The 24793-nt window shown below is 72.6% G+C and carries 22 protein-coding genes; 12 read left to right on the top strand and 10 right to left on the bottom strand.

What is annotated here, in order from left to right:
- Positions 1-34: 34 nt before the first annotated feature.
- Genes BLW76_RS22370 through narI form a run of 4 tightly spaced genes read left to right on the top strand, consistent with a single transcriptional unit; the run spans position 35 to position 6705 of the window.
- Entirely contained in the window at positions 35-3718 is a 3684-nt protein-coding gene (locus tag BLW76_RS22370; RefSeq protein ID WP_091310530.1) for a nitrate reductase subunit alpha, read from the top strand.
- A gap of 1 nt (position 3719) precedes the next feature.
- Positions 3720-5369, top strand: a complete 1650-nt coding sequence (narH, locus tag BLW76_RS22365) for a nitrate reductase subunit beta (RefSeq protein WP_091310528.1) — start codon at positions 3720-3722, stop codon at positions 5367-5369.
- A complete protein-coding gene (gene narJ, locus BLW76_RS22360) occupies positions 5366-5977 on the top strand; it encodes a nitrate reductase molybdenum cofactor assembly chaperone (protein WP_091310525.1) in 612 nt (203 codons plus the stop codon). The genes narH and narJ overlap by 4 nt, the downstream gene beginning before the upstream one ends.
- Entirely contained in the window at positions 5974-6705 is a 732-nt protein-coding gene (gene narI, locus BLW76_RS22355; protein ID WP_091310523.1) for a respiratory nitrate reductase subunit gamma, read from the top strand. Before narJ ends, narI begins: the two co-directional genes overlap by 4 nt.
- A gap of 6 nt (positions 6706-6711) precedes the next feature.
- Here narI and BLW76_RS22350 read toward each other — a convergent pair whose 3' ends face one another.
- Together BLW76_RS22350 and BLW76_RS22345 are read right to left on the bottom strand one after the other, a co-directional pair.
- The gene (locus tag BLW76_RS22350) at positions 6712-8976 is read right to left on the bottom strand and encodes a heavy metal translocating P-type ATPase (protein WP_091310521.1); all 2265 of its coding nucleotides are present in this window, start codon (positions 8974-8976) and stop codon (positions 6712-6714) included.
- Positions 8966-9298 carry a hypothetical protein gene (locus tag BLW76_RS22345; RefSeq protein WP_091310518.1) on the bottom strand — a complete coding sequence of 111 codons (333 nt, stop codon included), beginning with the start codon at positions 9296-9298 and terminating at the stop codon, positions 8966-8968. The genes BLW76_RS22350 and BLW76_RS22345 overlap by 11 nt, the downstream gene beginning before the upstream one ends.
- 155 nt (positions 9299-9453) lie before the next feature.
- Here BLW76_RS22345 and BLW76_RS22340 point away from each other — a divergent pair, with 155 nt between their 5' ends.
- Both BLW76_RS22340 and BLW76_RS22335 read left to right on the top strand, forming a co-directional pair.
- Positions 9454-10473: an Acg family FMN-binding oxidoreductase gene (locus BLW76_RS22340; RefSeq protein WP_091310515.1), complete on the top strand. Its 1020-nt coding sequence runs from the start codon at positions 9454-9456 to the stop codon at positions 10471-10473.
- 117 nt (positions 10474-10590) lie between these two features.
- Positions 10591-10830, top strand: coding sequence for a DUF2188 domain-containing protein (locus tag BLW76_RS22335; protein WP_091310513.1), 240 nt, complete (start codon positions 10591-10593; stop codon positions 10828-10830).
- A 54-nt stretch (positions 10831-10884) separates the two neighbouring features.
- Here BLW76_RS22335 and BLW76_RS22330 read toward each other — a convergent pair whose 3' ends face one another.
- Both BLW76_RS22330 and BLW76_RS22325 read right to left on the bottom strand, forming a co-directional pair.
- Entirely contained in the window at positions 10885-11508 is a 624-nt protein-coding gene (locus tag BLW76_RS22330; RefSeq protein WP_091310509.1) for a CBS domain-containing protein, read from the bottom strand.
- Between the two features lie 12 nt (positions 11509-11520).
- Entirely contained in the window at positions 11521-12402 is an 882-nt protein-coding gene (locus BLW76_RS22325; protein WP_091310507.1) for a universal stress protein, read from the bottom strand.
- A gap of 151 nt (positions 12403-12553) precedes the next feature.
- Between BLW76_RS22325 and BLW76_RS50470 the strand changes: the two genes are divergently transcribed.
- Positions 12554-12676: a hypothetical protein gene (locus BLW76_RS50470; protein ID WP_279627692.1), complete on the top strand. Its 123-nt coding sequence runs from the start codon at positions 12554-12556 to the stop codon at positions 12674-12676.
- 20 nt (positions 12677-12696) lie between these two features.
- Here the strand turns inward: BLW76_RS50470 and BLW76_RS22320 are convergent, their stop codons facing one another.
- On the bottom strand, positions 12697-13698 hold the full coding sequence (locus BLW76_RS22320) for a zinc-binding alcohol dehydrogenase family protein (RefSeq protein ID WP_091319703.1): 1002 nt from the start codon (positions 13696-13698) through the stop codon (positions 12697-12699).
- Between the two features lie 177 nt (positions 13699-13875).
- Here BLW76_RS22320 and ftsH point away from each other — a divergent pair, with 177 nt between their 5' ends.
- The 5 genes from ftsH to BLW76_RS22295 all read left to right on the top strand — a co-directional run bounded on the left by ftsH (position 13876) and on the right by BLW76_RS22295 (position 18740).
- Positions 13876-15819 (top strand): ATP-dependent zinc metalloprotease FtsH, encoded by a 1944-nt coding sequence (gene ftsH / locus BLW76_RS22315; RefSeq protein ID WP_091310504.1) that lies wholly within the window; start codon positions 13876-13878, stop codon positions 15817-15819.
- Positions 15816-16688 carry a universal stress protein gene (locus BLW76_RS22310; RefSeq protein ID WP_091310502.1) on the top strand — a complete coding sequence of 291 codons (873 nt, stop codon included), beginning with the start codon at positions 15816-15818 and terminating at the stop codon, positions 16686-16688. Before ftsH ends, BLW76_RS22310 begins: the two co-directional genes overlap by 4 nt.
- A gap of 111 nt (positions 16689-16799) precedes the next feature.
- Positions 16800-17240: a hypothetical protein gene (locus BLW76_RS22305; RefSeq protein ID WP_244170270.1), complete on the top strand. Its 441-nt coding sequence runs from the start codon at positions 16800-16802 to the stop codon at positions 17238-17240.
- Positions 17241-17244: 4 nt separating this feature from the next.
- Complete coding sequence (locus BLW76_RS22300; protein WP_091310499.1) at positions 17245-18198, top strand: magnesium transporter CorA family protein; 954 nt, start codon at positions 17245-17247, stop codon at positions 18196-18198.
- Between the two features lie 29 nt (positions 18199-18227).
- Positions 18228-18740 carry a hypothetical protein gene (locus BLW76_RS22295; RefSeq protein WP_091310496.1) on the top strand — a complete coding sequence of 171 codons (513 nt, stop codon included), beginning with the start codon at positions 18228-18230 and terminating at the stop codon, positions 18738-18740.
- Here BLW76_RS22295 and BLW76_RS22290 read toward each other — a convergent pair.
- From BLW76_RS22290 to BLW76_RS22270, 5 genes are read right to left on the bottom strand one after another with little or no spacing between them, the layout of a single operon-like run.
- A complete protein-coding gene (locus BLW76_RS22290; RefSeq protein ID WP_091310493.1) occupies positions 18700-21294 on the bottom strand; it encodes a cation-translocating P-type ATPase in 2595 nt (864 codons plus the stop codon). The two genes, BLW76_RS22295 and BLW76_RS22290, sit on opposite strands and share 41 nt — an antisense overlap.
- On the bottom strand, positions 21291-22352 hold the full coding sequence (locus tag BLW76_RS22285; protein WP_244170269.1) for a carboxylate-amine ligase: 1062 nt from the start codon (positions 22350-22352) through the stop codon (positions 21291-21293). The genes BLW76_RS22290 and BLW76_RS22285 overlap by 4 nt, the downstream gene beginning before the upstream one ends.
- A gap of 5 nt (positions 22353-22357) precedes the next feature.
- A complete protein-coding gene (locus BLW76_RS22280; protein ID WP_091310490.1) occupies positions 22358-22879 on the bottom strand; it encodes a flavodoxin family protein in 522 nt (173 codons plus the stop codon).
- An 11-nt stretch (positions 22880-22890) separates the two neighbouring features.
- Entirely contained in the window at positions 22891-23160 is a 270-nt protein-coding gene (locus BLW76_RS22275; RefSeq protein WP_091310487.1) for a DUF1876 domain-containing protein, read from the bottom strand.
- Positions 23161-23169: 9 nt separating this feature from the next.
- On the bottom strand, positions 23170-24792 hold the full coding sequence (locus BLW76_RS22270) for an NAD(P)-binding protein (RefSeq protein WP_091310484.1): 1623 nt from the start codon (positions 24790-24792) through the stop codon (positions 23170-23172).
- Position 24793: the final 1 nt, after the last annotated feature.

The following is a 24793-nucleotide window of genomic DNA, read 5'->3' as shown; positions in this document are numbered from 1 at the left end:
TCGTTTTCGCGAGATCGAAATCGTGGGAGGCGCGATGGCGCGAGGAACAAAGGACCCCGGCGGGACGGACGGCCCGCTGGCCGACGCCCTGCTGAAGACCGGCCGGTTCTTCACCCGGCGCGAGACCTCCGACGACCTGCGGGCGGTGTTCAAGGAAGGCGGGCGCGAGGGCGACGTCTTCTACCGCGACCGCTGGAGCCACGACAAGGTGGTCCGCTCGACCCACGGCGTGAACTGCACGGGCTCCTGCTCGTGGAAGGTCTACGTCAAGGACGGGATCATCACCTGGGAGACCCAGCAGACCGACTACCCGTCGGCCGGCCCCGACTCGCCCGAGTACGAGCCCCGCGGCTGCCCGCGTGGCGCCGCGTTCTCCTGGTACACCTACTCGCCCACCCGCGTCCGCTACCCGTATGCGCGCGGGGTGCTGGTCGAGATGTACCGCGAGGCCAAGGCCCGGCTCGGGGACCCGGTCGCCGCGTGGGCCGAGATCACCGCTGATCCGGTGAAGCGCAAGCGATACCAGTCCGCGCGCGGCAAGGGCGGGCACGTGCGCGTCTCGTGGGACGAAGCCACCGAGATCGTCGCCGCGGCTCACGTCCACACCATCAAGACCCACGGGCCCGACCGGATCGCCGGGTTCTCCCCCATCCCCGCGATGTCGATGGTCAGCCACGCGGCCGGATCGCGGTTCATCGAGCTGATCGGCGGCGCGATGACGTCGTTCTACGACTGGTACGCCGACCTGCCGGTGGCCTCGCCGCAGGTGTTCGGCGACCAGACCGACGTCCCCGAATCGGGCGACTGGTGGAACGCCACGTACCTGCTCATGTGGGGGTCCAACGTCCCGGTGACGCGCACGCCGGACGCGCACTGGATGGCCGAAGCCCGGTACAAGGGCCAGAAGGTCGTCGTGGTGTCCCCGGACTACGCGGACAACACCAAGTTCGCCGACACCTGGCTGCCCGCCCAGCCCGGCACCGACGGCGCGTTGGCGATGGCCATGGGCCACGTCATGCTGAAGGAGTTCTTCGTCGACCGGCGGGTCCCGTTCTTCGTGGACTACGTGCAAAGCAACACGGACCTGCCGTTCCTGGTGACGCTGACCGAGCGCGAAGGCGCGTACGTGCCGGGCAAGTTCCTCACCGCCGCCGACCTCGGCGAGGACACCGAAGGCGCGGCCTGGAAGACGGTGCTGATCGACGGCTCCACGGGTGAACCCGTGGTGCCCAACGGTTCCCTCGGCTTCCGCCACACCGAGACCGGCGCCGGGAAGTGGAACCTCGAACTCGATGACGTCGCCCCGCGGCTGACCCTGCACGGCGGCGACGCCGTCGAGGTCCTGCTCCCCCGCTTCGACGCCCTCGACGGCACCGGCGGCGTGCTGCGCCGGGGCGTTCCGGTCCGCCGGGTCGCCGGCAAGCTCGTCACGACGGTGTTCGACCTGATGCTGGCCCAGTACGGCGTCGCCCGCGACGGCCTGCCGGGCACCTGGCCCGCCGGGTACGACGACGCGGCCGAGCCGTACACCCCCGCCTGGCAGGAGCCGATCACGTCGGTGCCGGCCGGGCAGGTCGTCCGGATCGCCCGGGAGATGGCGGCCAACGCCGAAGAGTCCGAAGGCCGGACGATGATCATCATGGGCGCCGGGATCTGCCAGTGGTTCCACGGCGACACGACCTACCGCGCCGTGCTCGCGCTGCTGATGCTCACCGGATCGATGGGCCGCAACGGCGGCGGCTGGGCCCACTACGTCGGGCAGGAGAAGTGCCGCCCGGTGACCGGCTGGGCCACGATGGCGATGGCCACCGACTGGCAGCGCCCGCCGCGGCAGATGATCGGCACGGCGTACTGGTACACCCACACCGACCAGTGGCGCTACGACGGCTACCGCGCCGACGCGCTCACCTCCCCGCTCGCCGAAGGGAAACTGGCGGGCAAGCACACGATGGACACCATCGCGCTGTCCGCGCGGCTGGGCTGGATGCCGTCCTACCCGCAGTTCGACGTCAACCCCCTGGACCTGGCCGACGAAGCCGACTACGACATCGCCGCACACGTCGCCGATCGCCTGCAGAACGGCACCCTGCGGTTCGCGATCGACGATCCCGACGCGCCGGAGAACTGGCCGCGTTGCCTGACGTTGTGGCGGGCCAACCTGCTCGGCTCGTCGGCGAAGGGCGACGAGTACTTCCTCAAGCACCTGCTCGGCACGCACCACAACCTCCAGGCCGAGCAGACCCCGCCGGACCGCCGTCCCCAGGACGTCGAATGGCGCGGCGGCGAACCGCCGGAGGGCAAGCTGGACCTGCTGCTGTCGCTGGACTTCCGGATGACCAGCTCCACGCTGCTGTCGGACGTCGTGCTGCCGGCCGCGACCTGGTACGAGAAGCACGACCTCAACACCACCGACATGCACCCGTTCGTGCACGCGTTCACCCCGGCGATCGACCCGCCGTTCGAGGCGCGCACCGATTTCGACGCGTTCCACGCGATCGCGCGCCGGTTCTCCGACCTCGCCACCACGCACCTCGGTGTGCGGCGGGACGTCGTCGCCGTGCCGCTGCAGCACGACACCCCCGGCGAGACCGCCCAGCCCGGCGGCACGGTCCTGGACTGGCGCGCCGGCGAGGTCGCCGCCATCCCCGGCAAGACCATGCCGAACTTCGTGGTCGTCGAACGCGACTACCCCGCGGTGGCCGACAAGCTGGCCGCGATCGGCCCGCTGGTCGACCGGCTCGGCGTCACCACCAAGGCCGTCACCTACCAGCCGGACGAGGAGATCACCCGCCTGGCGGCGAAAAACGGCGTCATGCTCGGCGGCGCCGGGGACGGCCGCCCGGCGATCGACACCGACGCCAAAATGGCGGAAGCGATCCTGGCCCTCTCGGCCACCACGAACGGCCGGCTCGCCGTGCAAGGCTTCGAACAGCTCGAGCACCGCACCGGGGTCCGGCTGGCCGACCTCGCCGCCGGCAGCGAAGAAAAGCGGATCTCCTTCGCCGACACCCAGGCCCAGCCGGTGCCGGTGATCACCAGCCCGGAGTGGTCGGGCAGCGAGACCGGCGGCCGCCGGTACGCGCCGTTCACGGTCAACGTCGAACGCCGCAAACCGTGGCACACCCTCACCGGCCGGATGCACTTCCTGCTCGACCACGACTGGATGCACGAAATGGGCGAAACCCTGCCGATCTACCGCGTCCCCCTGGATATGCACCGGCTCTTCGGGGAGCCGTCCCTCGGCGAGACCGACGGCGCTTCGGTGACCGTGCGGTACCTGACCCCGCACTCGAAGTGGTCGATCCACTCGGAATACCAGGACAACCTCTTCATGCTGTCGCTGTCCCGCGGCGGCCCCGTGGTGTGGCTGAGCGAACCCGACGCGACGGCCATCGGCGTGCGTGACAACGACTGGGTGGAAGCGGTCAACCGCAACGGGGTCATGGTGCTGCGGGCCGTCGTCAGCCACCGCATCCCGGCCGGCACGGTGTTCGTCTACCACGCCCAGGAACGCGTGGTGAACGTCCCGAAGTCCGAGCACACCGGGCGGCGCGGCGGGATCCACAACTCGCTGACCCGGATCCTCGTCAAGCCGACGCACCTCATCGGCGGCTACGCCCAGCTGTCGTTCGCGTTCAACTACCTCGGCCCGACCGGCAACCAGCGCGACGAGGTCACGGTCATCCGGCGCCGCCGCAGCCAGAAGGTGGAGTACTGACATGCGCGTGATGGCCCAGCTGGGCATGGTCATGAACCTCGACAAGTGCATCGGCTGCCACACCTGCTCCGTGACGTGCAAGCAGGCGTGGACCAACCGCGGCGGCGTCGAATACGCCTGGTTCAACAACGTCGAAACCCGGCCGGGGCAGGGTTATCCGCGCCGGTACCAGGACCAGGAGCAGTGGCGCGGCGGCTGGGTCCGCACCCGCCGCGGCCGCCTGAAGCTCAAGGCAGGCGGCCGGTTCCGGAAGCTGTTCACCATCTTCGCGAACCCGGTCCTGCCGAACATCCGCGACTACTACGAGCCGTGGACCTACGACTACGAGAACCTCACCGATGCCCCGTTGGGTGACGACTTCCCCGTCGCCCAGCCGAAATCGCTGCTGTCGGGTGAGCCGATGGCCGTCGAGTGGAGCGCGAACTGGGACGACGACCTCGGCGGCGCCCCCGAACACGGGCCGCGCGACCCGATCGTCGAGCGGCTGCGCCAGGAGTCCGAAGAGAAGGTGAAGTTCTCCTACGAGCAGGCGTTCATGTTCTTCCTGCCGCGTATCTGCGAGCACTGCCTCAACCCGGCCTGCGTCGCGTCGTGCCCCTCGGGCGCGATGTACAAGCGGGCCGAGGACGGCATCGTGCTGGTCGACCAGGACCGGTGCCGGGGCTGGCGGATGTGCGTGACCGGCTGCCCGTACAAGAAGGTGTACTTCAACCACCGCACCGGCAAGGCCGAGAAGTGCACGTTCTGCTACCCCCGCGTCGAGGTCGGGCTGCCGACCGTGTGCAGCGAAACGTGTGTCGGGCGGCTGCGCTACATCGGGCTGTTCCTCTACGACGCCGACCGCGTCACGGCGGCGGCGTCGGTCGACGAGCGCGACCTGTACGAGGCGCAGCTCGACGTCCTGCTCGATCCGCACGACCCGGAGGTCCTCGCCGCCGCGCGCCGCGACGGCATCGCCGAGGACTGGCTGGAAGCGGCCCAGCGCTCGCCGGTCTACAAGCTGGCCAAGGAGCACCGGGTGGCGCTGCCGCTGCACCCGGAATTCCGCACCATGCCGATGGTCTGGTACATCCCGCCGCTGTCGCCGGTGGTCGACCGGCTCACCGAAACCGGGCACGACGGCGAAGCCGCGGGCAACCTCTTCGGCGCGATCGAGGCCCTGCGCATCCCGATCGGCTACCTCGCCGAGCTGTTCACCGCCGGCGACGCCGAGCCGGTGGACCGCGTGCTCCGGAAGCTGGCCGCCATGCGCTCGTACATGCGTGATGTCAGCCTCGACCGGCCGCGCGACGAGTCGATCGCCGCGGCCGTCGGCATGACCGGCGGCGAACTGGTCGAGATGTACCGGCTGCTCGGCATCGCGAAGTACGAAGAGCGGTACGTCATTCCCACCGCCTACACCGGGGAAGCCCACCAGCTGGAGGAACTCGGCTGCAGCCTCGACGTCGACGGCGGGCCCGGCATGGTCGGCAGCGGCCCGTTCGGCGAAGGGTCCGGGCGCGCCACCCCGGTGTCCGTCGAGACGTTCCACGCCCTGCGCGACCGCCAGACCAGCGACGGTGTCACCGACCTCGGCATGCCCGGCGCGCGCGTCAACCTCCTCAACTGGGACGGCAAAGGCCGTCCGTTCCCGCCTCGGAGTGACCGATGACCCCCGAACAGACCAGGGTGGTGCTGCAGGCGGCTTCACTCTGCCTGCAGTACCCCGACGACGCGCAGCGGGCGACGCTGCCGACCGTGCGAGCGGCGGTTTCCGCACTCCCCGAGTCCGTATCGCGTGACCACCTCCAGTCGTTCCTGGCTGCGGGCGGTGACGCCGAGCACTACGTGAAGGTGTTCGACACCCGGCGCCGCTGTTGCCTGTACCTGACCTGGTGGAGCGACGGGGAGACCCGCCGCCGCGGCAGCTCGCTCGCCGCGTTGAAGGCGCGTTACCGGGCCGCCGGCGTCGAGTTCACCGGCACCGAGCTGCCCGACTACCTGCCGGCGGTCCTCGAGTACGCGGCGACGGCCGACCTGACGGATGGGCTGGGGCTGCTTCAGGAGCACCGCGCGGGCCTGGAACTGCTGCGCCTCGCCCTGCTCGAGGCGGGCACCCCGTACGCGGCACCGGTGCAGGCGGTGTGCGCGTTGCTGCCCGGCCCGTCGCCCGAAGACGTCGCCGCGGCCAAGGCTCTCGCCCGCGGCGGGCCACCCCGCGAGCAGGTCGGCCTGGACCTCGCCCCGTTCGGCACGATCCCCGCAGGAGCCCCGCGATGAACGTCCTCCTCTGGGGCATCGCCCCGTACGTCATGCTCGCCGTGCTGGTGGGCGGCACGGTGTGGCGGTACCGCTACGACAAGTTCGGCTGGACGACCCGGTCGTCGGAGCTGCACGAATCCCGGCTGCTGCGGATCGGCAGCCCGTTGTTCCACTTCGGGCTCCTGGTGGTGATCGTCGGTCACGTGATCGGGCTGCTGATCCCGAAGAGCTGGACCGACGCCCTCGGCCTCGGCCAGGAGGCCTACCACGTCCAGGCGCTGGTGCTCGGCACCATCGCCGGACTGTCCACTTTGGCCGGTGTGGCGATCCTGATCTACCGCAGGAGGACCACGGGCCCGGTCTTCCGCGCGACGACGGCGAACGACAAGCTGATGTACCTGGTTCTGGTGGCGGCGATCGTCGCGGGCCTGGCCACGACGCTGTTGGGTGTCGCGGGTGGCGATGAGCACAACTACCGGCTGACGGTGTCGCCGTGGTTCCGGTCGTTGTTCGTGTTCCAGCCGGACGTCGAAGCGATGAGCCGCGCCGGGCTCGCGTTCCACCTGCACGTGCTCATCGGGATGGCGCTGTTCGCGCTGTGGCCGTTCACCCGGCTGGTGCACGCGTTCACGGCTCCGGTGACGTACCTGGTACGGCCGTACATCGTCTACCGCTCACGAGATCGCGCGGCGGCTTCACGTCCGGTGCGCCGCGGCTGGGCGCCGGTGGACTTTCGCCGGAAGTAGCCCCGCTCAGGAGGACGGGAGCGTGAAATACGCTTCCTCCTCCTGCGCGAAGTGCAGCGTCAGCACGGCGTCCAGGCCGTAGAGCGTCGCACGCAGATCGTCGACCTGGTCGGGCTGGATCCCGTCCGGTGCCTCCGCCAAGTGCCGTTCCAGCCGTCGGGCCAGGCGGCCGATCTCCGCGTGTTCACGGCTCATCGTCACCGTGCCCTCCGGACCGCCGAGCGCCGTCGACAACGCCGGGTACAGCTCGGTCTCTTCGGCTTGTTCGTGCGGTAGCAGCTCGTCGGTGAGCAGCCGCGCCGCCGCGCGGAGCGCCACGTCCGCGGCCGGTGTCGCTCCCCCGGCCAGGGCGTCGGCTGCCTGGCGGACCGCGGCTCGGGCGGGGAGCAGCTTCTCGTGCTCGGACTCGAACCGCCGGACCATCGCCGCCGGGGCGGGTCCGTGGATCTTCCGGTCGCCCAGGGCGCGCAGCGCGTTCAGGATCACCACCACGTCGATGGCTTCCTGGACCAGCGCCCCGGCCACCGGCACCAGGACACCGCCGGCCGCGGCGAGCATGGCCACCAGCGACAGCAGCGTCCCGGCCACCGCGCTCTGCACGGCGAGCCGGTGCGACCGGCGGGCGATCTCCGCCGCGTCCGCGAGGCGGTCGAGGCGGTCGTCGAGGATGACCGCGTCGGCGGCCTGCGCGGCTGCCGTGGCACCCCGGGAGCCGAGCGCGACCCCCACGTCGGCCGCGGCCAGCGCGGGTGCGTCGTTGACGCCGTCACCGGTCATCACCGTCACGCCCCTGCTGCGAGCGGCCTCCACCTCGCGCAGCTTCTCCGCCGGCGTCACCTCGGCGTGGACGTCGTCCAGGCCGAGCATCGCGGCGACTTCGCGCGCGTTGTCGACGCGGTCGCCGGTGAGCAGGCGGACCTCGCCGATGCCGGCAGCGCGCAGCCGGCGCATCGTCCGGGCGGCGTCGGGCCGGATCGGGTCCTTCGCGAGCAGCGCCGCGACGGGCTCGCCGTCGACCTCCACCCACAGCACGGACGCGAGATCGAGCCGACCTCGCCGGGCGGCACCGCGCGCCCACGCCGGCAACTCCGCCCCGGCCCGCCGTCCGACGTGCACCCGGTGCCCGCCGACCCGGCCGCGCACGCCCGAGCCGACCTCCTCGGTGACGTCTTCGGCGGCCGCCGGTGCGGCGCCGGCCGAGGCCGCGGCGCGTACCACCGCAGCCGCGAGCACGTGTGGTGAGTACTGTTCCACCCCCGCGGCGCGAGCGAGGACCTCGATGACGTCGTGCCCCGGCGCGCACACGACATCGGTGATCTCGGGACGGCCCTTGGTCACGGTGCCGGTCTTGTCCATCAGCAGGACCGCGGCTCGTCCGAGCGCTTCGAGCGCGGCACCGTCCTTGACCACCACGCCGGCTTTCGAGGACCGGGACATGCCCCCGGTCACCGCGATCGGGACGGCCAGCAGCAGCGGGCACGGCGTCGCGGTCACCAGCACGGCGACGGCGCGGTCCGCCTCCCCCGTCAGCAGCCAGGCGAGCGCGGCGATCAGCAGGGAGGCGGGCAGGAACCAGACGGCGACCCGGTCGGCGATCCGGGCGACGCCCGCGGTGCGGGCCGCGGCCTGCTCGGCGAGCCGCACGACACCGGCGTAGGCGCTGTCTGCCGCGGCCGCGCTCGCCCGGACGTCGACGGCGGCACCGGCGTTGACCACTCCACTGTGGACGGTGTCGTCGACGGGCCGCTGCACCGGGAGCGGCTCGCCGGTCAGCGCGGACTCGTCGAAGGTCCCGCCGTCCGGCAGCACGCCGTCGACCGGCACGACCTCACCCGGGAGGACGACGATGAGGTCGCCGGGCCGGACGGTGCCGACCGGGACGGTCTCGTGGCCGGTCGCGGTCCGCAGGTGCGTCACCCGCGGCGCCCGGTCCAGCAGCGCCGTCAGGTTCCGGCTCGCCCGCCGTTGCGCGCCCGCTTCGAGGACGCGCCCGGTGGCGACCATCGCCGCGACGATCGCGCCCGCGAGGTACTCGCCCACCGCGAGCGTGGCGACCAGGGCCAGCACCGCGAGCAGGTCGGCACCCCAGCGCCGGGCACGCAGATCGGCCGCCACCCAGACGACGGCCGGGACGAGGGTGACCAGATCGGCCGCGGCCCAGACGACGTCGGCGGCGACCGGCGCGCCCGCCCACCAGGTGATTCCACCGGCCGCGACGAGTAAAAGGACGAGCGTCAGCAGACCGGCTTCCCGGCGGGTCTCAGTGCGCACGGCGGTCGCCGGTCAGCAGCTCGGCGAGGCGGCTCGGCATCAGCTTCATGACGTGTCCCAGCTGGCCGGGCGAGCAGAGCCGATCGAGCGCGGCGGTGACCGCCGCCGCGGCCGGGGGAACTTCGGTCAGGGTGACGCCCGCCGCACCGGCGAACCGGGCGGTGAAGCCGGGGACGTCAGGCCTACCGGGTACTCCGGGCGTGGCTGCAGACGGTCCGCGATCGGCTGACCGTCGAGGCTCGGTGCCGAGCTGGTCGCCCACGACCGCCAGCCATTTCCGCGCGCGGTCGTCCGCGTGGGCGAAGGGATCGTTCGGGTGCATGGCTCCTCCCGGGGTCCGTGCCCAGGTTCGACCGCCTGCCGTGGGCCGGAAAGGGCCGAAGGGCCTCAACGCGGTCATTCCGGCGAAGCCCTTCGGCCCTGGGGACCGCGGACTGCCGCGGCAAGCATGGGAGGCATCCGATCCGAGGAGGAGCGATGGACCCCACGATGCCCGACAGCTACACCGTGCGGGCGGCGGTCGCGCTCGCGGTGCGTGCCCCCTCGGTGCACAACTCCCAGCCGTGGCAGTGGCGCTTCAGCGGCCGCACGGTCGAGCTGCGGGCCGACACGAGCCGCCGGCTGCGCCACACCGACCCCGACGGCCGTGACCTGCTCGTCAGCTGCGGGTGCGCACTGCACCACTTCACCGTCGCCGCGGCGGCGATGGGCTGGGCCGCGCGGATCCACCGGCTGCCCGAGCCCGGTCTCCTGGCGAGGATCGAGCTGGTGCCGCACGACACGCGTGACGACGACATCGCACTCGCGGCGGCCATTCCCCGCCGCCGTTCGGACCGGCGCCGGTTCGCCGAGCGGCCGCTGCTGGGGCGGGACGAGGTGTTGCTGCAGAAGAGTGCTTCCGACCAGGGCGCGGCCTTGTACCTGGCGACGGCTGCACCGCATCGGACGGTGCTCGGCACCGCGGCCGCGGAGGCCGCCGGGCTGCACCGAGCCGACCAGGACTACGAGATCGAGCTGGCCGCGTGGAGCGGCCGCGACCACGCCCCGGACGGCGTGCCGGCCCGGAACGCGGTCCTGGCCCTCGCACCTCGCCGCGAGCTGCGGATCCGCGAGTTCGCGGGCGGGCGGCTCCCGGACGCGGCAGGCCCGGACGGCGCGGTCCTCACGGTGGTCGCCACCGCGGGCGACGCCGAACTGGACCGCCTCCGCGCCGGGGAAGCCGCCGGCGCGGTCCTGCTCACGGCCACCCGGCTGAACCTGGCGTCCTGCGTGTACACCGAACCGTTCGAGTTGACGAGCACCCGCGGCCTGGTCCGCGACTGCGTCCTCGGCGGACGGCTCGAGCCACAGCTGGTGGTCCGCGTCGGCTACGCGCCGACGGACGCGGCACCGCTCCCGGCGACCCCGCGCCGCCCGATCGGTGAGGTCCTGCGGCCGCTCCCCCACCCGTACGGCGTGGGCCTGCCGATCCCGGAACAACTGCGCGGCCGCCGCTGACCGCGGATACGACGCCACCGGCCGGAAACCGGTTGTGATCACCGAGTGCGCAGTGCTCTCCTCGGCGTAACGTCCTACGCCTTTGGCGCAGGACAGCCAATCGAGGAGCACGATCGCATGACTGACAAGGACCGGCATGTGGTGCCGAACCCCAACGGCGGCTGGGAGGTGAAGAAGCCCGGAGCCGGCAGGGCGAGCGCTCACACCGACACTCAGGCTCAGGCCTCCGCCCGGGCGCGGGAGATCACGGCGAACACAGGCGGGGAAACGGTCGTTCACGGCCGAGACGGCCGGATTCGGCAGAAGGACACGTCACCGAAGGGCCACGACCCGAACCCGCCGCGTGACAAGCGCTGAGCGAGGCTCGGAAGGCCTCCGCCCGAACCCGGGCGGAGGCCTTCCCGTCAAGGCTCAACCCACGTCGTTCCACACGTAGTCGAGCCGGTTCCGCACCTCCACCACACCGGACAGCTCGCTGATCGACCGCGTCACCGGGTCGATGTCGCTGCGCCGCTCCACGCGGCCCACCACCGTCACGATCCCGGCCCGGAGCTCCACGCGAACCCGGTCCGGACCCCAGCTCAGCTGCCGGATCCGGTCGCACACCTCGCGTTCGAGGTCCGCGTCGCCGCGGGTGAACACGCGGACGAGGTCGCGGCGGGACAGCACGCCCGCCGGCTTTCCGTTGCGCAGCACGAACAACCGGCGGACGCCGGTGCGCGCGAACTTCGCCGCGGCGACGGCCAGCGAGTCGCCGGCATCGATCGTGACGACCGGGCTGGTCATCAGGTCCTTCGCGGTGCACGCCGTCGCCTTGCGGGCCAGCCGGCGGTCGCGGCGGCGGGGTTTCGGGTCCTCCCACAGGTGCGGCAGCAGGTCGGCCTCGGAGACGACGCCGACGAGGGCGCCCGTCTTGTCGACGACGCCGACCGCGCTGATCCCGTTGCCGGTCAGCGACTCGGCGATGTCCTTGAACGGCGTCTGCGGCGAGACGGTGATCGGGTCGGCGGTCATCACCGCGGAAACCGGGGTCATGGTGGTTCTCCTTCAGGCGTTCTCGGTGCGGACGACCATCACCGGGCAGGCGGCGTGGTGGAGCAGGGCCTGGCTCGTCGAGCCGAGGACCAGTCCGGTGAAGCCACCGCGGCCGCGGCTGCCGACGACGACCAGCTGCGCGCCACGGCTCGCCGAGAGCAGCCGGTGACGCGGCTTGTCGTGCTCGACGCGGCGCTGGACCATGACGTCGGGGTATTTCTCCTGCCACCCGGCGAGCCGCTGCGCGAGCAGCCGGCGGCCGGAATCCTGCAGGGATTCGCCTTGGAACGCCACGTTGCCATCGCTGAAAAGACCGGCGGTGTCGCCGTCGTGCCAGGTGTACAGCGCGACGAGCGGCGCGTTGCGGAGGGAGGCTTCTTCGAACGCCCAGGTGATCGCCGCTTCGCTCAGCGGGCTGCCGTCGGCACCCACGACCACCGGGCCGTCGACGCTCTCCCGCCCGCGCACGACGACCACCGGGCAGTGGGCCTTGGCGGCGAGGTCGACGTCGGGGGACCCGCTGAACAGCCCGGCGATCGGGCCGACGGGCTCGCCGGTGACGAGCAGCCGGGCCCGCTCCGACATCGCCAGCAGCGCCGGCACCGGACCACGGTCGCTGGCCTCGGTGCCGACCTCGAGCCCCGGGACGGCGGCTTCGAGGGTCGCCCGTGTCCGGCGCAGCAACTGGTCGGCTTCGGCCTCCTTGACCGCCAGCCAGTCCGACGGCGGGTACACCCTGCCGCCGAACGCGGTGTCTTCGTAGCCGTACGCCGTGAAGACGAGCAGCGAAGCATGCCGCCGGGCCGCTTCCCCAGCCGCCCACAACGCAGCCGCGGCCGCCGTTTCCGAGCCGTCCACGGCCACCACGACGGGCGCGTTTCCGGTTGCGCTCATGACGTTCCCTCCGGGTCTCAGTTCGTGAACCCGACGGTAGGTCGCGCGGCGGCGCGGATGCTGCGGTCGTTCGTCCCCGCGCTCGGTGACCTTTGACCGCTCCTGATCGCCCGGTGAAGAGCGCATCGTGAGCGGGAGGAGGTACTTCCCGATGGCACAGGAATGGCGAGACGCCCTGGCGGCGCTGCTGCTCGGCTTGGCCGCCTTCGTCCTGGGTGCCTGGTCCCGGCCCGGCGCCGTCCGGCACCTCCGGACCCCGGCGGGGCGGCCGTGACCGTCCGGCTGCTGCCCGGCTCAGCCGGCCCGGAGCACCGCCGCGCCGTTCACGCGGTCCGCGGCCAGGTCCGCCAGCGCCTGGTCCGCGTAGGGCAGCGCGTAGGGCACGGTGCTGACACTGAGGTGGTGCGTTCCGGCGAAGTCCAGGAATTCCCGCGCGTCCTCGCGCGTGTTCGCCGTGACACTGCGCACCTGCCGCTCCTGGAACAGGTGCTGCTGGTAGTTCAAGGGCGGCACGTCCGACAGGTGGATGCCCGCGATGGCCAGCGTCCCGCCCCGGTCGAGCGCCGCCAACGCGGGCAGCACCAGCTCGCCGGCCGGCGCGAACAGGATCGCCGAGTCGAGTGGTTCCGGCGGTGGGTCGGCGGCTTCCCCGGCTGACGCGGCCCCCAGCTCCAGCGCCAGCTTGCGCGCGTCGGCGCTGCGCGTCATGACGTGCACGGTGGCGCCGCGGGCGATCGCCACTTGGGCGGTCAGGTGCGCGCTGCCGCCGAAGCCGTAGATGCCGAGGCGGCCGTTCTCGGGCACCTCGGCCCGAGCGAGGGCGTGGTAGCCGATCAGCCCGGCGCACAACAGCGGCGCCAGTTCGTCATCGGTGTACCCGCCGGGCAACGGCAGGGCGTACGCCGCCGGAACGATCGCGTACTCGGCGTAGCCACCATCGGCGTCCCAGCCGGTGTAGCGCGATTCAGGACAGAGGTTTTCCCGGCCGCGCAGGCAGTGCCGGCAGGTGCCGCAGGTCTCGCGCAGCCACGCGATCCCCACCCGGTCGCCGGCCGCGAAGCCGGTGACGTCCGGCCCGAGCGCCACGACCTCGCCGACGACCTCGTGCCCGGGCGTCACCCCCTGCCGGTGCACCGGCAGGTCGCCCTCGGCGACGTGCAGGTCCGTCCGGCAGACCCCGCACACCAGCACCCGCACCAGCAGCTCGCCGGCGACCGGCCGCGGAACCGGAAGCCGGGACAGCTCGAGGGGCCCGGAGGGCATCGGGCCCGGCCTGGTGACGCGCCAAGCGGCCATGGTCGTCGGCAGGTTCATCCGTCCTCCTCGGGTCGCGGGGACTCCCAGGCCAGGATGCGCCGCCGGCCGCGGTGGCGCGACGTGCCCTGGTCCTTCCGGCCGGGGACGTTAGGCCCTTCTTCCCCGCCGGCGCAGCCGCGAAGGTGAGACCACCCCGCGACCCCAGGAGCGCCTCCCATGTCCCGAACGGCCCGATCCGGCCCGCCGCCCACGCCCGCGCCGAAACCGGAGCCGCCGCAGCGCTCACGAGCCGGCAGCCGGCTCCTCACCGCCTTCGGCCTGCTGATCCTCGGCGCGCTCGTCGTACCGGTCTTCCTGACGCCCACCGCGCCGTCGATGACCTACACCGAGTTCCTGTCCGAAGTGGACGCCGGGCACGTCGAGTCGGTGACGGTCGACGACCAGGGCGCGGTCGACGGGAAGCGGCGCGGCGGCGCGGCGTTCACCAGCCGCATCCCCACGGCACTCGAACCGGGACAGCTGGAGGCCAAGCTGCGCGAAAAGAACGTCGCGATCACCGCCACCGAAGCCAGTGGTTCGCTGCTGTCGGGGTTGCTCGGCTACCTGCCGTTCTTCCTCCTGCTCGGGTTCCTCGTCTGGGCCGGGATGCGGGCGCAGAAGTCCGCCGGCGGCCTCGGCGCGACCGGGTTCGGCCGCGCGAAGGCCAAGATCATCGAAGCGCAGCGCCCGACCACCCGGTTCGCCGACATCGCCGGGTACGAAGGCGTCAAGCAGGAGATCGGCGAGATCATCGACTTCCTCCGCGACCCGGCGCGTTACGCCGCGGCCGGAGCCAAGGGCCCGCGCGGCGTCGTCATGGTCGGCCCGCCGGGAACCGGGAAGACGCTCTTCGCCCGCGCGGTCGCCGGGGAGGCCAGCGTGCCGTTCCTGTCCATCACCGGCTCGGCGTTCGTCGAAATGTTCGTCGGGGTCGGCGCGTCCCGGGTGCGGGACCTGTTCGAAGAGGCCCGGACGCGGGCGCCGTCGATCATCTTCATCGACGAGATCGACGCCGTCGGCGGCCGGCGCGGCACCGGAGGCGGTCTCGGCGGGCACGACGAACGGGAACAGACGCTCAACCAGCTGCTGGCCGAGATGGACGGCTTCGACCAGAGCAGCGGCGTCGTCGTGCTCGCGGCCACCAACCGGCCGGAGACCCTCGACGCGGCACTGCTGCGGCCTGGCCGGTTCGACCGGCAGGTGACCGTGCCGCTGCCGAACCAGGCCGAGCGCGCGGCCATCCTGGCCACGCACATCGACGGCAAGCACCTCGACCCGGACGTCGACCTGGGCATCGTCGCCCGCGGCACGCCGGGTTTCTCCGGCGCCGACCTCGCGAACCTCGTCAACGAGGCGGCGATCAACGCCGTCCGCGACGACCGCACGGTCCTGACCGCGGCCGACCTCGCGGCCGCGCGTGACCGCGTGCTGCTGGGCCGGCGCGACAGCTCGAACGCCCTGCTCCCCGAGGAGCGGCACTCGGTGGCGGTGCACGAGTCCGGGCACGCGCTGGTGGCGGCGCTCTGCGAGCACGCCGACCCGGTGGCGAAGGTGACGATCCTGCCGGCCGGGATGGCGCTGGGCGCGACCGAGCAGCTGCCGGAGGCCGAACGGCACCTCTACCGCGAAAGCCACCTCACGGACCTGCTCGCGGTTCGCATGGGCGGCCGCGCGGCCGAGCTGGTGGTGTTCGGAGAAACCTCGACCGGGGCGGCCAACGACCTCGCCGGCGCGACGGCGCTGGCGGCGAAGATGGTGACCGAGTTCGGGATGTCACCGGAACTGGGCCCGATCGGCTACAGCGCGGCCGAGGACCGGCCGGAGCTGCTGGGCCGGCCCTATTCGGAACAGACCCAGCGGGCGGTCGACCAGGAGATCGCCCGGCTGGTGCGCGCGGCCCAGGACCGGGCGGCCGACCTGCTGCACCGGCACCGGAGTGCCCTCGACGCGCTCGCCGCGAGGCTGCAGGAGCACGAGACCGTCGACGGGGCCGTGGTCCTCGCGGCGCTGCGGGAAGAGGCCGCCGGAAGTCCCCTCGCGAAAGGACTTCCGGCCGCAGCGGACGGTCACGTCATCGCCCTACCGTCGGCCGACGACAGCCGTACCGGGAGCCGCCGATGAACACGACGAAACGACCGATCGTCACCGGAATCGACGGGTCGGGCGAGGCGCTCGACGCCGTCCGCTGGGCCGGCCGCGCCGCTCGCCTGCGTGACGTCCCACTGGAAATCGTGCACGCCCTCGACTTCCCGGCGCTGCTCGCCGGCGGGGTTGTCCCGCCCCCGGAGGAGATGAAGGACACCCTGCGTGCGCACGGGCAGCGCTACCTGCGGGCGGCGCAGGAGATCGCCGAAGCCCAGGGCACGACCGCCGTGACCACGCGGCTCGATCCCGACCGGGCCGCGCAGGCCCTGATCGAAGCGTCGCGGACGGCGGCGCTGGTCGTCGTCGGCTCGGGTGGCCGCGGCCGGCTGACCGGCCTGCTCGCCGGCTCCGTCGCCTCGGCCGTCGGCGCGCACGCCGCCTGTGACGTGGTGGTGGTCCGCGGCGACTCCTGGGACGACCCCGAGGTGGCGGACCGGCCGGTCGTGGCCGGGATCGACGGCAGCGAGCCCAGCGCCCGCATCCTCGCGGCGGCCGTGGCCGAGGCACGGGCGCGGAAGACCCGTCTGGTCGTGGTGCACGCGTCGGCGGACGAGCCGCGCCCGGAGACCGAACCGCACCTGGACCCGCAGGCCGCCACCGAGGCCGGCGAGCAACTGCTCGGCGAGCTCACCGGCGAGCACGAGGCCGGTGGCATCACCGTCGAGCGGGTCGTCGTCCGCGGTCACCCACGCCGCGAGCTGATCGAGCGCAGCGCGACCGCGCAGCTCGTGGTGCTCGGCGACCGCGGCCGCGGCGGCTTCCCCGGCCTGCTGCTGGGCTCCACCGGCCAGGCGCTGCTGCACAACGCCGCGTGCCCCGTGTACCTGGTACGCACCGTCTCCTGACGGAAGTCCTCACGCGGATGGGCCTTCGCCCCACCGGAACCGGGGCGGTCCGGCCCTCCTCCCCCGGCCTCACCAGGCGGACTCTGGAATCCGACGAAAGTGAGGCACACCATGGACACCAACCCCGGATTCGCCCCGGCGACCACCGCCGAGCCGACGTCCCTCCGCCGCAACCGTCGCGACCGGCTCGCCCTCAGGCCCGCCGACTTCGTCGAACCCCGCTACGCCGACGTCGTCGACCAGCACCTGGCGCGCACGCTGACCGCGGAAGACCGGTCCGAAGAGGACGGCCTGGACCCCCTGGAGCGCGTCACCTGCCGCACCCACCGCCGGTGGCTGCACGACTGCGTCGCCTCCCCGCTGCACGTCGTCATCATCACCGGCACCCGCTGGTGCCGCGCCTGCGAATGCGCGCTGAACGTCGCGATCGACCAGCTGGCCGGCGACGTCTCGGTCCGCTGCCCGTCCTGCGGCGACACCCCCGCCACGCGCGCCACCCGCCAGCTGGTCCGCGCCTGCCGCGCCAGCCTTGCCGCCGCGCACGACCACTGAGCCGATGACACGCAGCCGGTTGTACCGCAGCGGCGTCCTCGAGCAGGAGAACTTCCCCGCCACCGAAGCCGCCTGCCACCTCGCCGACCCGTCGGTGACGCTGTGGCTCGACTTCGACGCTCCCACCGCGCAGGACCTGGCCGCGCTCACCACCGAACTCGGGCTCCACCCGCTGGCCGTCGCATCCGCGCTCGACGAAGACCACCAACGCCCCAAGCTCGTCCGCTACGACCGGCACTCGTTCCTCGCCGCCTACACCGTGCGCGTGACCGACGGCGCCCTGGCCGCCTCGGAACTCGACGCGTTCATCACCGACCGCGTGCTGATCACCGTGCACCGCAACGGCACCACCGACATCGACGCCCTCACCGCACGCTGGGACGCCACCCCGGACCTGGCCAAGGCCGGCGCCGCGTTCCTGCTGCACGGCCTGCTCGACTACCTCGTCGACGGGCACCTCGACGCCGTCCAAGCCCTCGACGGGCAGGTCGAAGCCCTCGAAGACCTCCTGTTCGCCGACCGCGTCGACCACACCGACCTGCAGCGCCGCTCCCTGCGCCTGCGCCGGAGCCTCAGCCGGCTGCGGCACCTGGCCGTGCCGATGCGGGAGATCGTCGCCGCCCTGATGCGCCGCAACGACACCCTCCTGCCCTACTTCCAGGACGTCTACGACCACGTCCTGCGCGTGACGGAGTGGACGGAGTCCCTCCGCGAGCTGATCGCCACCATCCGCGAGACGCAGCTGAGCATCCAGGGCAACCGGCTCAACACGATCATGAAGAAGGTCACCAGCTGGGCGGCGATCATCGCGGTCCCGACCGCGATCACCGGGTTCTACGGGCAGAACATCCCGTACCCGGGCTTCGGGACGGCATCGGGCGTGTGGGTCTCGACGCTCGCCATCCTGATCGTCTCGGCAACGCTGTACGTGTTGTTCAAACGCCGCGACTGGCTCTGACCATGGTGCCGCCCCGGAGCAGACCGCCGTTGCGCGGCCGCAGGCTGACCCGGACCTGGTTCCTGGTCGTGACGGTCAGCGAGTTCCTCGGGTTCTCGATCCCCGCGGTCGCCGGGGCCCTGACCGCGAACTCTCCGGCGGAACTTCCCGTGCTGCTGCTGGCCGGCGCGGCCGAAGGCGCCGCACTCGGCGCCGGCCCAGCCTTCGTACTCCGCCGCTACCGCATCGCCGCTTACCTCCTGGGACCGGCTCCGACCACCTGGGCCGCGGCACTGCCGACCTGGCCGCCCCCGCTGCTCCGGCCGGTGGCCGCCGTCCTGGGCGGCACACTGCTGCTGTCGATCGGCTTCGCGCAGTGTCCAGGAACACGGTCGACCCGGACGGCCACGCGCCGGCGGTCGTGCCGATCCACCGGGCCGAGCGGGAAAGGTGGCGTCGCGGCACCAGCCATCCTCATCGGTGTCTTGGGCGGTCTGCTGATGGCGGGGGCCACGTCGGCGGTCACCGGTTTCGCCGTCGCGCGGCTGCCGGCCCTGTGCTGAGCCGCGACCAGAGCAGCTTGTCCGCCTCCACCACCGCGAACGCCACCACCGCCGCCCCGAGCACCCAGAGCCACGAAACCAGTCCGATTGGCGCCGTGTGGAACCACGAGTTCATGACCGGCACGTAGGTCAGCAGCAGCTGCAGGCCGGCCGTCAAACCGATGCCCAGCAGGAACATCCGGCTGTGCCCCGGCCACGCACACACCACCGGCCGGTCGAGCGAACGGCAGCCGAGCAGATAAGCCGCCTGCACGCCGACGAACACGTTGATCGCGGTCGTCCGGGCCTCCGCGAGCGAAGCCCCCAGACCGAGCTGCAGGCGAAATGCGCCGAACGCCGCCACCACCAGCAGCAGCGACACGAGCACCACCCGCCGCAGCAGGGAACCGGTGAACAACGGCCGGTCAGGCGGGCGCGGCGGGCGTCCCATGATGCCGCGCTCGGTCGGCTCGAATGCCAGCGTCAGGCCCAGAAACACCGCTGTCGTCATGTTGATCCACAGGATCTGCACCGGGACGATCGGCAGGGTCGCGCCGAGCAGGATCGCCACCAGCACCACCATGCCCTCGCCGATGTTGGCCGGCAGCGTCCAGGCGATGAACTTGCGCAGGTTGTCGAACACGCCGCGGCCCACCCGCACGGCCGCCTCGATCGAGGCGAAGTCGTCGTCGGTCAGGACCATGTCCGCGGCCTGGCGGGCGGCGTCGGTGCCGCCCGCGCCCATCGCGACGCCGATGTCGGCCCGGCGCAAAGCGGGCGCGTCGTTCACGCCGTCGCCGGTCATGGCGACCACGTGTCCGCGCCGCTGCAACGCCTGCACCAATTGCAGTTTCTGCCCTGGTGACACCCGTGCGAACACCTGTGTGGCCGCCACGGCGTCGTCGAACTGCTCGTCAGGCAGCGAGGCCAGGTCGGCACCGGTGAGGACCCGGCCGGAAGCCAGTCCCACTTCACCGGCGATCGCGCGGGCCGTCCCGGCGTGGTCACCGGTGATCATCTTGACGTCGATGCCCGCACTCCGGCACGCCGCCACCGCGGTGACCGCCTCCGGTCGTGGCGGGTCGTGCATGGCCTGCAGGCCCAGCAGCACCGGTGCGGCCCCCGGCGTCACCCGCGCGAACGCCAGCACCCGCAGTCCCCGCGCGGTCAGCGATCCGTGCACGCGGTCCAGCGCGTCCCGGTCGATCGGACGAACCTCGCCGCCGGGAACCAGCTCGGCCTCGCAGCGGGCCGCCACCTCTTCGACCGCACCCTTGAGGTAGGCGACCTCGCCGTGGAATGTCGTCATCGTCCGGGTTTCGGACTCGAACGGCACGGTGTCCGTGCGCGGCGCGGCGGCCCGGATCGCGGCCGGGTCCAGGCCCGCCGCGATCGCCGAGCCGAGCAGCGCGCTCTCGGTCGGATCCCCTTCTTCGAGTTCCGCATCGTTGCACAAAACCCCCGCCACCAGGCACTCGCGCAGCGTCTCCCCCGCCTCGGCCACCGGGACCGGCGACCCGGCCGCCGCGAGGGTCGTCACCGTCATCCGGTTGCGAGTGAGCGTGCCGGTCTTGTCCGTGCAGATCACCGTCGTTCCGCCGAGCGTCTCCACAGCGGGCAGGTGCCGCACGATCGCGCCGCGCCGCGACATCCGCACGACGCCGATGGCCAGCACGATCGCGACCGCGGCCGGCAGCCCCTCGGGGATCGCGCCGACCGCGAGGGCGACCACCGCGGTGAACATCTCCGGCGCCGGCGACCCCCGCAGGACACCGAGCACGAAAGCCGCGGCCGCGACGACGACGATCACCACGCTCAGCTGCCGCGAAAAGCGGGCCAGCTTGCGGGTCAGCGGGGTGGGGACGACCTCGGCGGTGGCCACCAGGTGCTGGATGCCGCCCAGCTGGGTCTCGCCACCGGTGGCCGTGACCAGCCCGCGGGCCTGCCCCCGGGTCACCAGCGTGCCCGAGTACGCGCAGCCGGCGCGGTCGGCGACCGGGGCCGACGGCGAAACCGGCTCGGTGGCCTTGACCACCGGCACCGACTCGCCGGTCAGCGCGGACTCGTCGACCTCGGCCAGGTGTACTTCGGCCAGCCGGACATCGGCGGGCACCCGGTCGCCCGCGGCGAGCTCCACGACGTCACCCGGGACCAGCCGGGCCGCGGGCACGCGTTGCGGCACCCCGTCACGGACGACGGTCGTTTCCACCGGGACCATTTTGGACAGTGCCTCCAGCGCGCGCTGGGCGCGGGACTCCTGCACGAACCCGACGACGGCGTTCAGCAGGACGACGCCGGCGATCACCCCGGCGTCGACGTGCCCGCCGAACACCCACGTCACCACGCCCGCCAGCAGCAGGACGTAGATGAGCGGGTTGTGGAACTGCGCCAGAAACCGCCGGATCGGCCCGGGCCCGGCGGGCACGCGGACGACGTTGTCGCCGTAGCGCCCCAACCGCGCTTCGGCCTCTTCACTGTTCAACCCCCGTGCCGGGTCGACGCCGAGCCGCTCGGCAGCCGCGGCCACCGGCAGGGCGTGGAACTCCGCCGCGCCGGTCACTGTTCCCGCGTTCATCGTGCCGCCTCCATGCTCTCGTCTTCGGTTCCCCGGGTCACCGTGGCGAGCCGGGCGGCGAACTCCGCCGGGGTGGCCGACACCGCCCGCAGCGCACGCTGCCGGACCGCGCCACCGCCCCGGTCCGCGAGCCCGGCCCATCCCCGGTGGACCACCTCGAGGTCTCCGGACTCCGCCAGTGCGGGCCGGGCGTGCGCCAGCAGCCGCGCGGCTGCGGTCCGGTCGAGGCCGTGCCGGGCGGCGGCCCGCAGCGCCCGCGCGAGGGCCGCGTCGGACGGCTGTGCCGCCACCTCGCCCCGCAACGCCGTGGCCACGAGCGCCCGTACCAGCCCGGCGAGCACGACGGCGTCGTCGACGTCGAGGCAGACGTCGGCGATCCGCACCTCCACGGTCGGGTGCCGGGGCGACAGGCGGGCGTAGAAGTACACCCCGCGGGCGTCCGGCGCGGCACCGCCGCGGATCGCCTCGGCGACGGCCGCGTCGTACCCGGCGACGTCGCGCCACGCGGCGGGCGGCCGGGCCGTCGGCCAGCGGGACCACAGCGGGTACCGCGCGCTCGCCAACCCGGAGTCGGCACCGGCGACGTACGGCGAGTTCGCGCTGAGGCCCAGCAGGACGGCCAGCCACGGCCGCAGCCCGGTGAGCGCGCGCAGGCCCGCCGCCCGCGACGGGATGCCGACGTGGACGTGGCAGGCACAGGTGCCCGCGCCGGCGACCAGGTCGGGGAAGCGGGCGGCCAGCCGTTCGTACCGCGCGTCGGCGGTCACCAGCGGGGTGGTGCCGAACGGCGCGACGCCGGTCGCCACCGCCAAGCACCCCGCCTCCTCCGCGGCCTCGCTCACCCGCCGGCGCAGCCGCGTCAGGTCCGCGCGGACCTCGGCGAGCGAGTGGCACACCCCGGTCAGGGTCTCGATCTGGAGGCGCAGGAACTCCGGCACCACGCCGGGCTCGCCGCGCAGCGCCGCCAGGATCCGTGGAGCCGCCGGGACGGCCGCCCCGGTTCGCGTGTCCAGCAGCACGAACTCCTCCTCCACGCCGACCGTCGGGGCGTCCGCCACGGCCGTCAGGAGCCGGCCCGGACCAGCGCCGCCCCGAGAGCCGCGCCCCACGCCTCGGCCCGTTCCGGTTCGCCGGGCTCCGGGCCGGCGTCGATGGACTCGGTCCCGACGAAGAAGCTCTCCGCCGGCAGGACGAGCCGGCACCCGTGCCGGCGCAGCCGCTTGGCCACCCCGAGCGACGCCGCACCGGTGAACACGCGCGGCTTGTCGATCCGGGTGTCGAAGGCCGCGGCGGCCAGCTTGGCGGGCACCTCGTCGAGGGAGTCCAGCCACTCCCGCACGCCCGTCCGCGACCGAGTCGGGTAGTCCACCTGGTCCGCGGCGGACTTCCGGGTCGCGCGCCGGCTCATCCCGTGCACGTGGGTGGGGCCGCCGACGACGAGCAGGCCGACGCCGGTCAGGTCCCGGGGCGCTTCGTCGACGTTGACCACCTCCGGCGAGGCCGCCCCGGCCAGCCCCTTCCCGATCGCTTTGGCCACCTCTTCGGTGGCGCCGAACATCGACTCGAAGACGACGAGTATCCGCATGTCCGTCCCTTTCAGTGGTCGAGCCGGACCGGCTTGCGCGTGAGCGCTTCGATGTCGCCGGCCGCGCATTCGAGCAGGTTGTGGGCCAAGTCGCTCAACGCGCGCGACGCGGCGATCTCGTCGCCGATCTCGGGCACGTCGCTGTCACCGGGGTGCAGCCGCGCGACGCCGGTTCCGGACACCCGCGTGTCGTCGGCGGTCTGGAGCCGGGCGGTGGCCCTGGTGCGGCCGTCGTCGTCTTCGTCGATGTGCACTTCGACGTGCCAGCGCTTCTCCTGCATGATTTCTCCTCAGGTTTCTTCGGGCACCATTTCGATGGCGCCGCAGGGACATTCGGCGACGCAGATCCCGCAGCCCTTGCAGTAGTCGAGGTCGATCGCGTACTTCTCCCCCGGTTCGAGCTTGAGCACCGCGTTGTCCGGGCAGACGCCGTAGCAGTTGTCGCATTCGAAGCAGTTTCCGCAGGACAGGCAGCGGCGTGCTTCGAACAACGCGGTCGACTCGGTCAGCCCACCCTTGATCTCGTCGAAGGTGGACACCCGCCGGGACAGGTCCAGGTGCGGCCGGACGGTCCGGTCGGCGTCGCTGTAGTACCAGGTGTTGAGGTTGTCGAAGGTCGCCTCGCGCCGGGCTTGCGGCTCCGGCGCGAGGGCGCCGCGCAGCCAGGCGTCGATCTCCCGGGCGGCCTTGGCCCCGTGCCCGACAGCGACGGTCGCGGTCCGGCCCGACGGCACCATGTCCCCGCCCGCGAAGATCCCCGGGTGCCCGGTCGTCATCCCGGGCCCGACCCGCACGACACCACCAACGTGCTCGACGTCCGGCAACGCGTCCACAAGGGACAGATCGGTGGCCTGACCGAGGGCCAGCACCACGCTGTCCGCCGCGAGCCGCTCGAACTCCCCGGTCGGCTGCGGGAAGCCGGACTCGTCCAGGCGCATCTTCTCGACGGTGATGCCGTCGCCGTCGATCTCGCTGATCGTCGACAGCCACCGCATCGCCACGCCCTCTTCGACCGCCTCGGCCACTTCGGATTCGTGCGCGGGCATCCGGTCACGCGTACGGCGGTAGACCACGACGGCATCGGTGGCGCCGAGCCGCTTCGCGGTGCGGGCGGCGTCCATCGCCGTGTTGCCGCCGCCGTAGACGGCGACGCGACGGCCGAGCAGCGGCCGCTCCCCGCTTTCCATCCCGTGCAGCAGCGAAACCGCGTCGAGCACGCGCGCGGAGTCGCCGGCCGGGATGTAGGCCCGCTTGCCGACCTGGGCACCGACGGCGAGGAAAACGGCGTCGAATCCGACCTTGGCGGCCACGACGTCGGTGACCCGGCTGTTCTGCTCGAACTCGACGCCCATCGCCCGGATCCGGGCGATCTCGGCGTCGATGACCTCGCGCGGCAGCCGGTAGCGCGGGATGCCGTAGCGCATCATCCCGCCGGGCGCGGCCTCGGCGTCGCGGACGGTGACGGCGTGCCCGAGCCGGGCCAGATGGTAGGCGGCGGACAGCCCGGCCGGACCCGCGCCGACGACGAGCACGCGCTTGCCGGTCGGTTCGGCGACCGGGATCGTCCAACCCTGCTTGATGCCCTCGTCGCCGAGGAACCGCTCGACGGAGTTGATCCCGACGGCTTCGTCGAGCTGGCCGCGGTTGCAGGCGCTCTCGCACGGCCGGTAGCAGATCCGGCCGAGCACCGCGGGCAGCGGGTTGTCGGCCATGATGCCGCGCCACGCGTTCTCGTAGTCACCGGATTCCGCGTGGTAGAGCCACTTCTGGATGTCCTGACCCGACGGGCACGCTTGGTTGCACGGCGGTAGCAGGTCGACGTAGACCGGCCGCTCGGAGCGCCACGCACCGGTCTTGTTCGCCCGGCTGGACCCGACGTCGAGCGTGATCGCGAACGGCTTCTCGTGCTCCATC

Origin of the sequence: Amycolatopsis tolypomycina (assembly GCF_900105945.1) — a bacterium.
GTDB lineage: Bacteria > Actinomycetota > Actinomycetes > Mycobacteriales > Pseudonocardiaceae > Amycolatopsis > Amycolatopsis tolypomycina.
The sequence above is the reverse complement of the archived record's forward strand: the minus strand, read 5'-3'. Positions and strand labels throughout refer to the sequence as shown.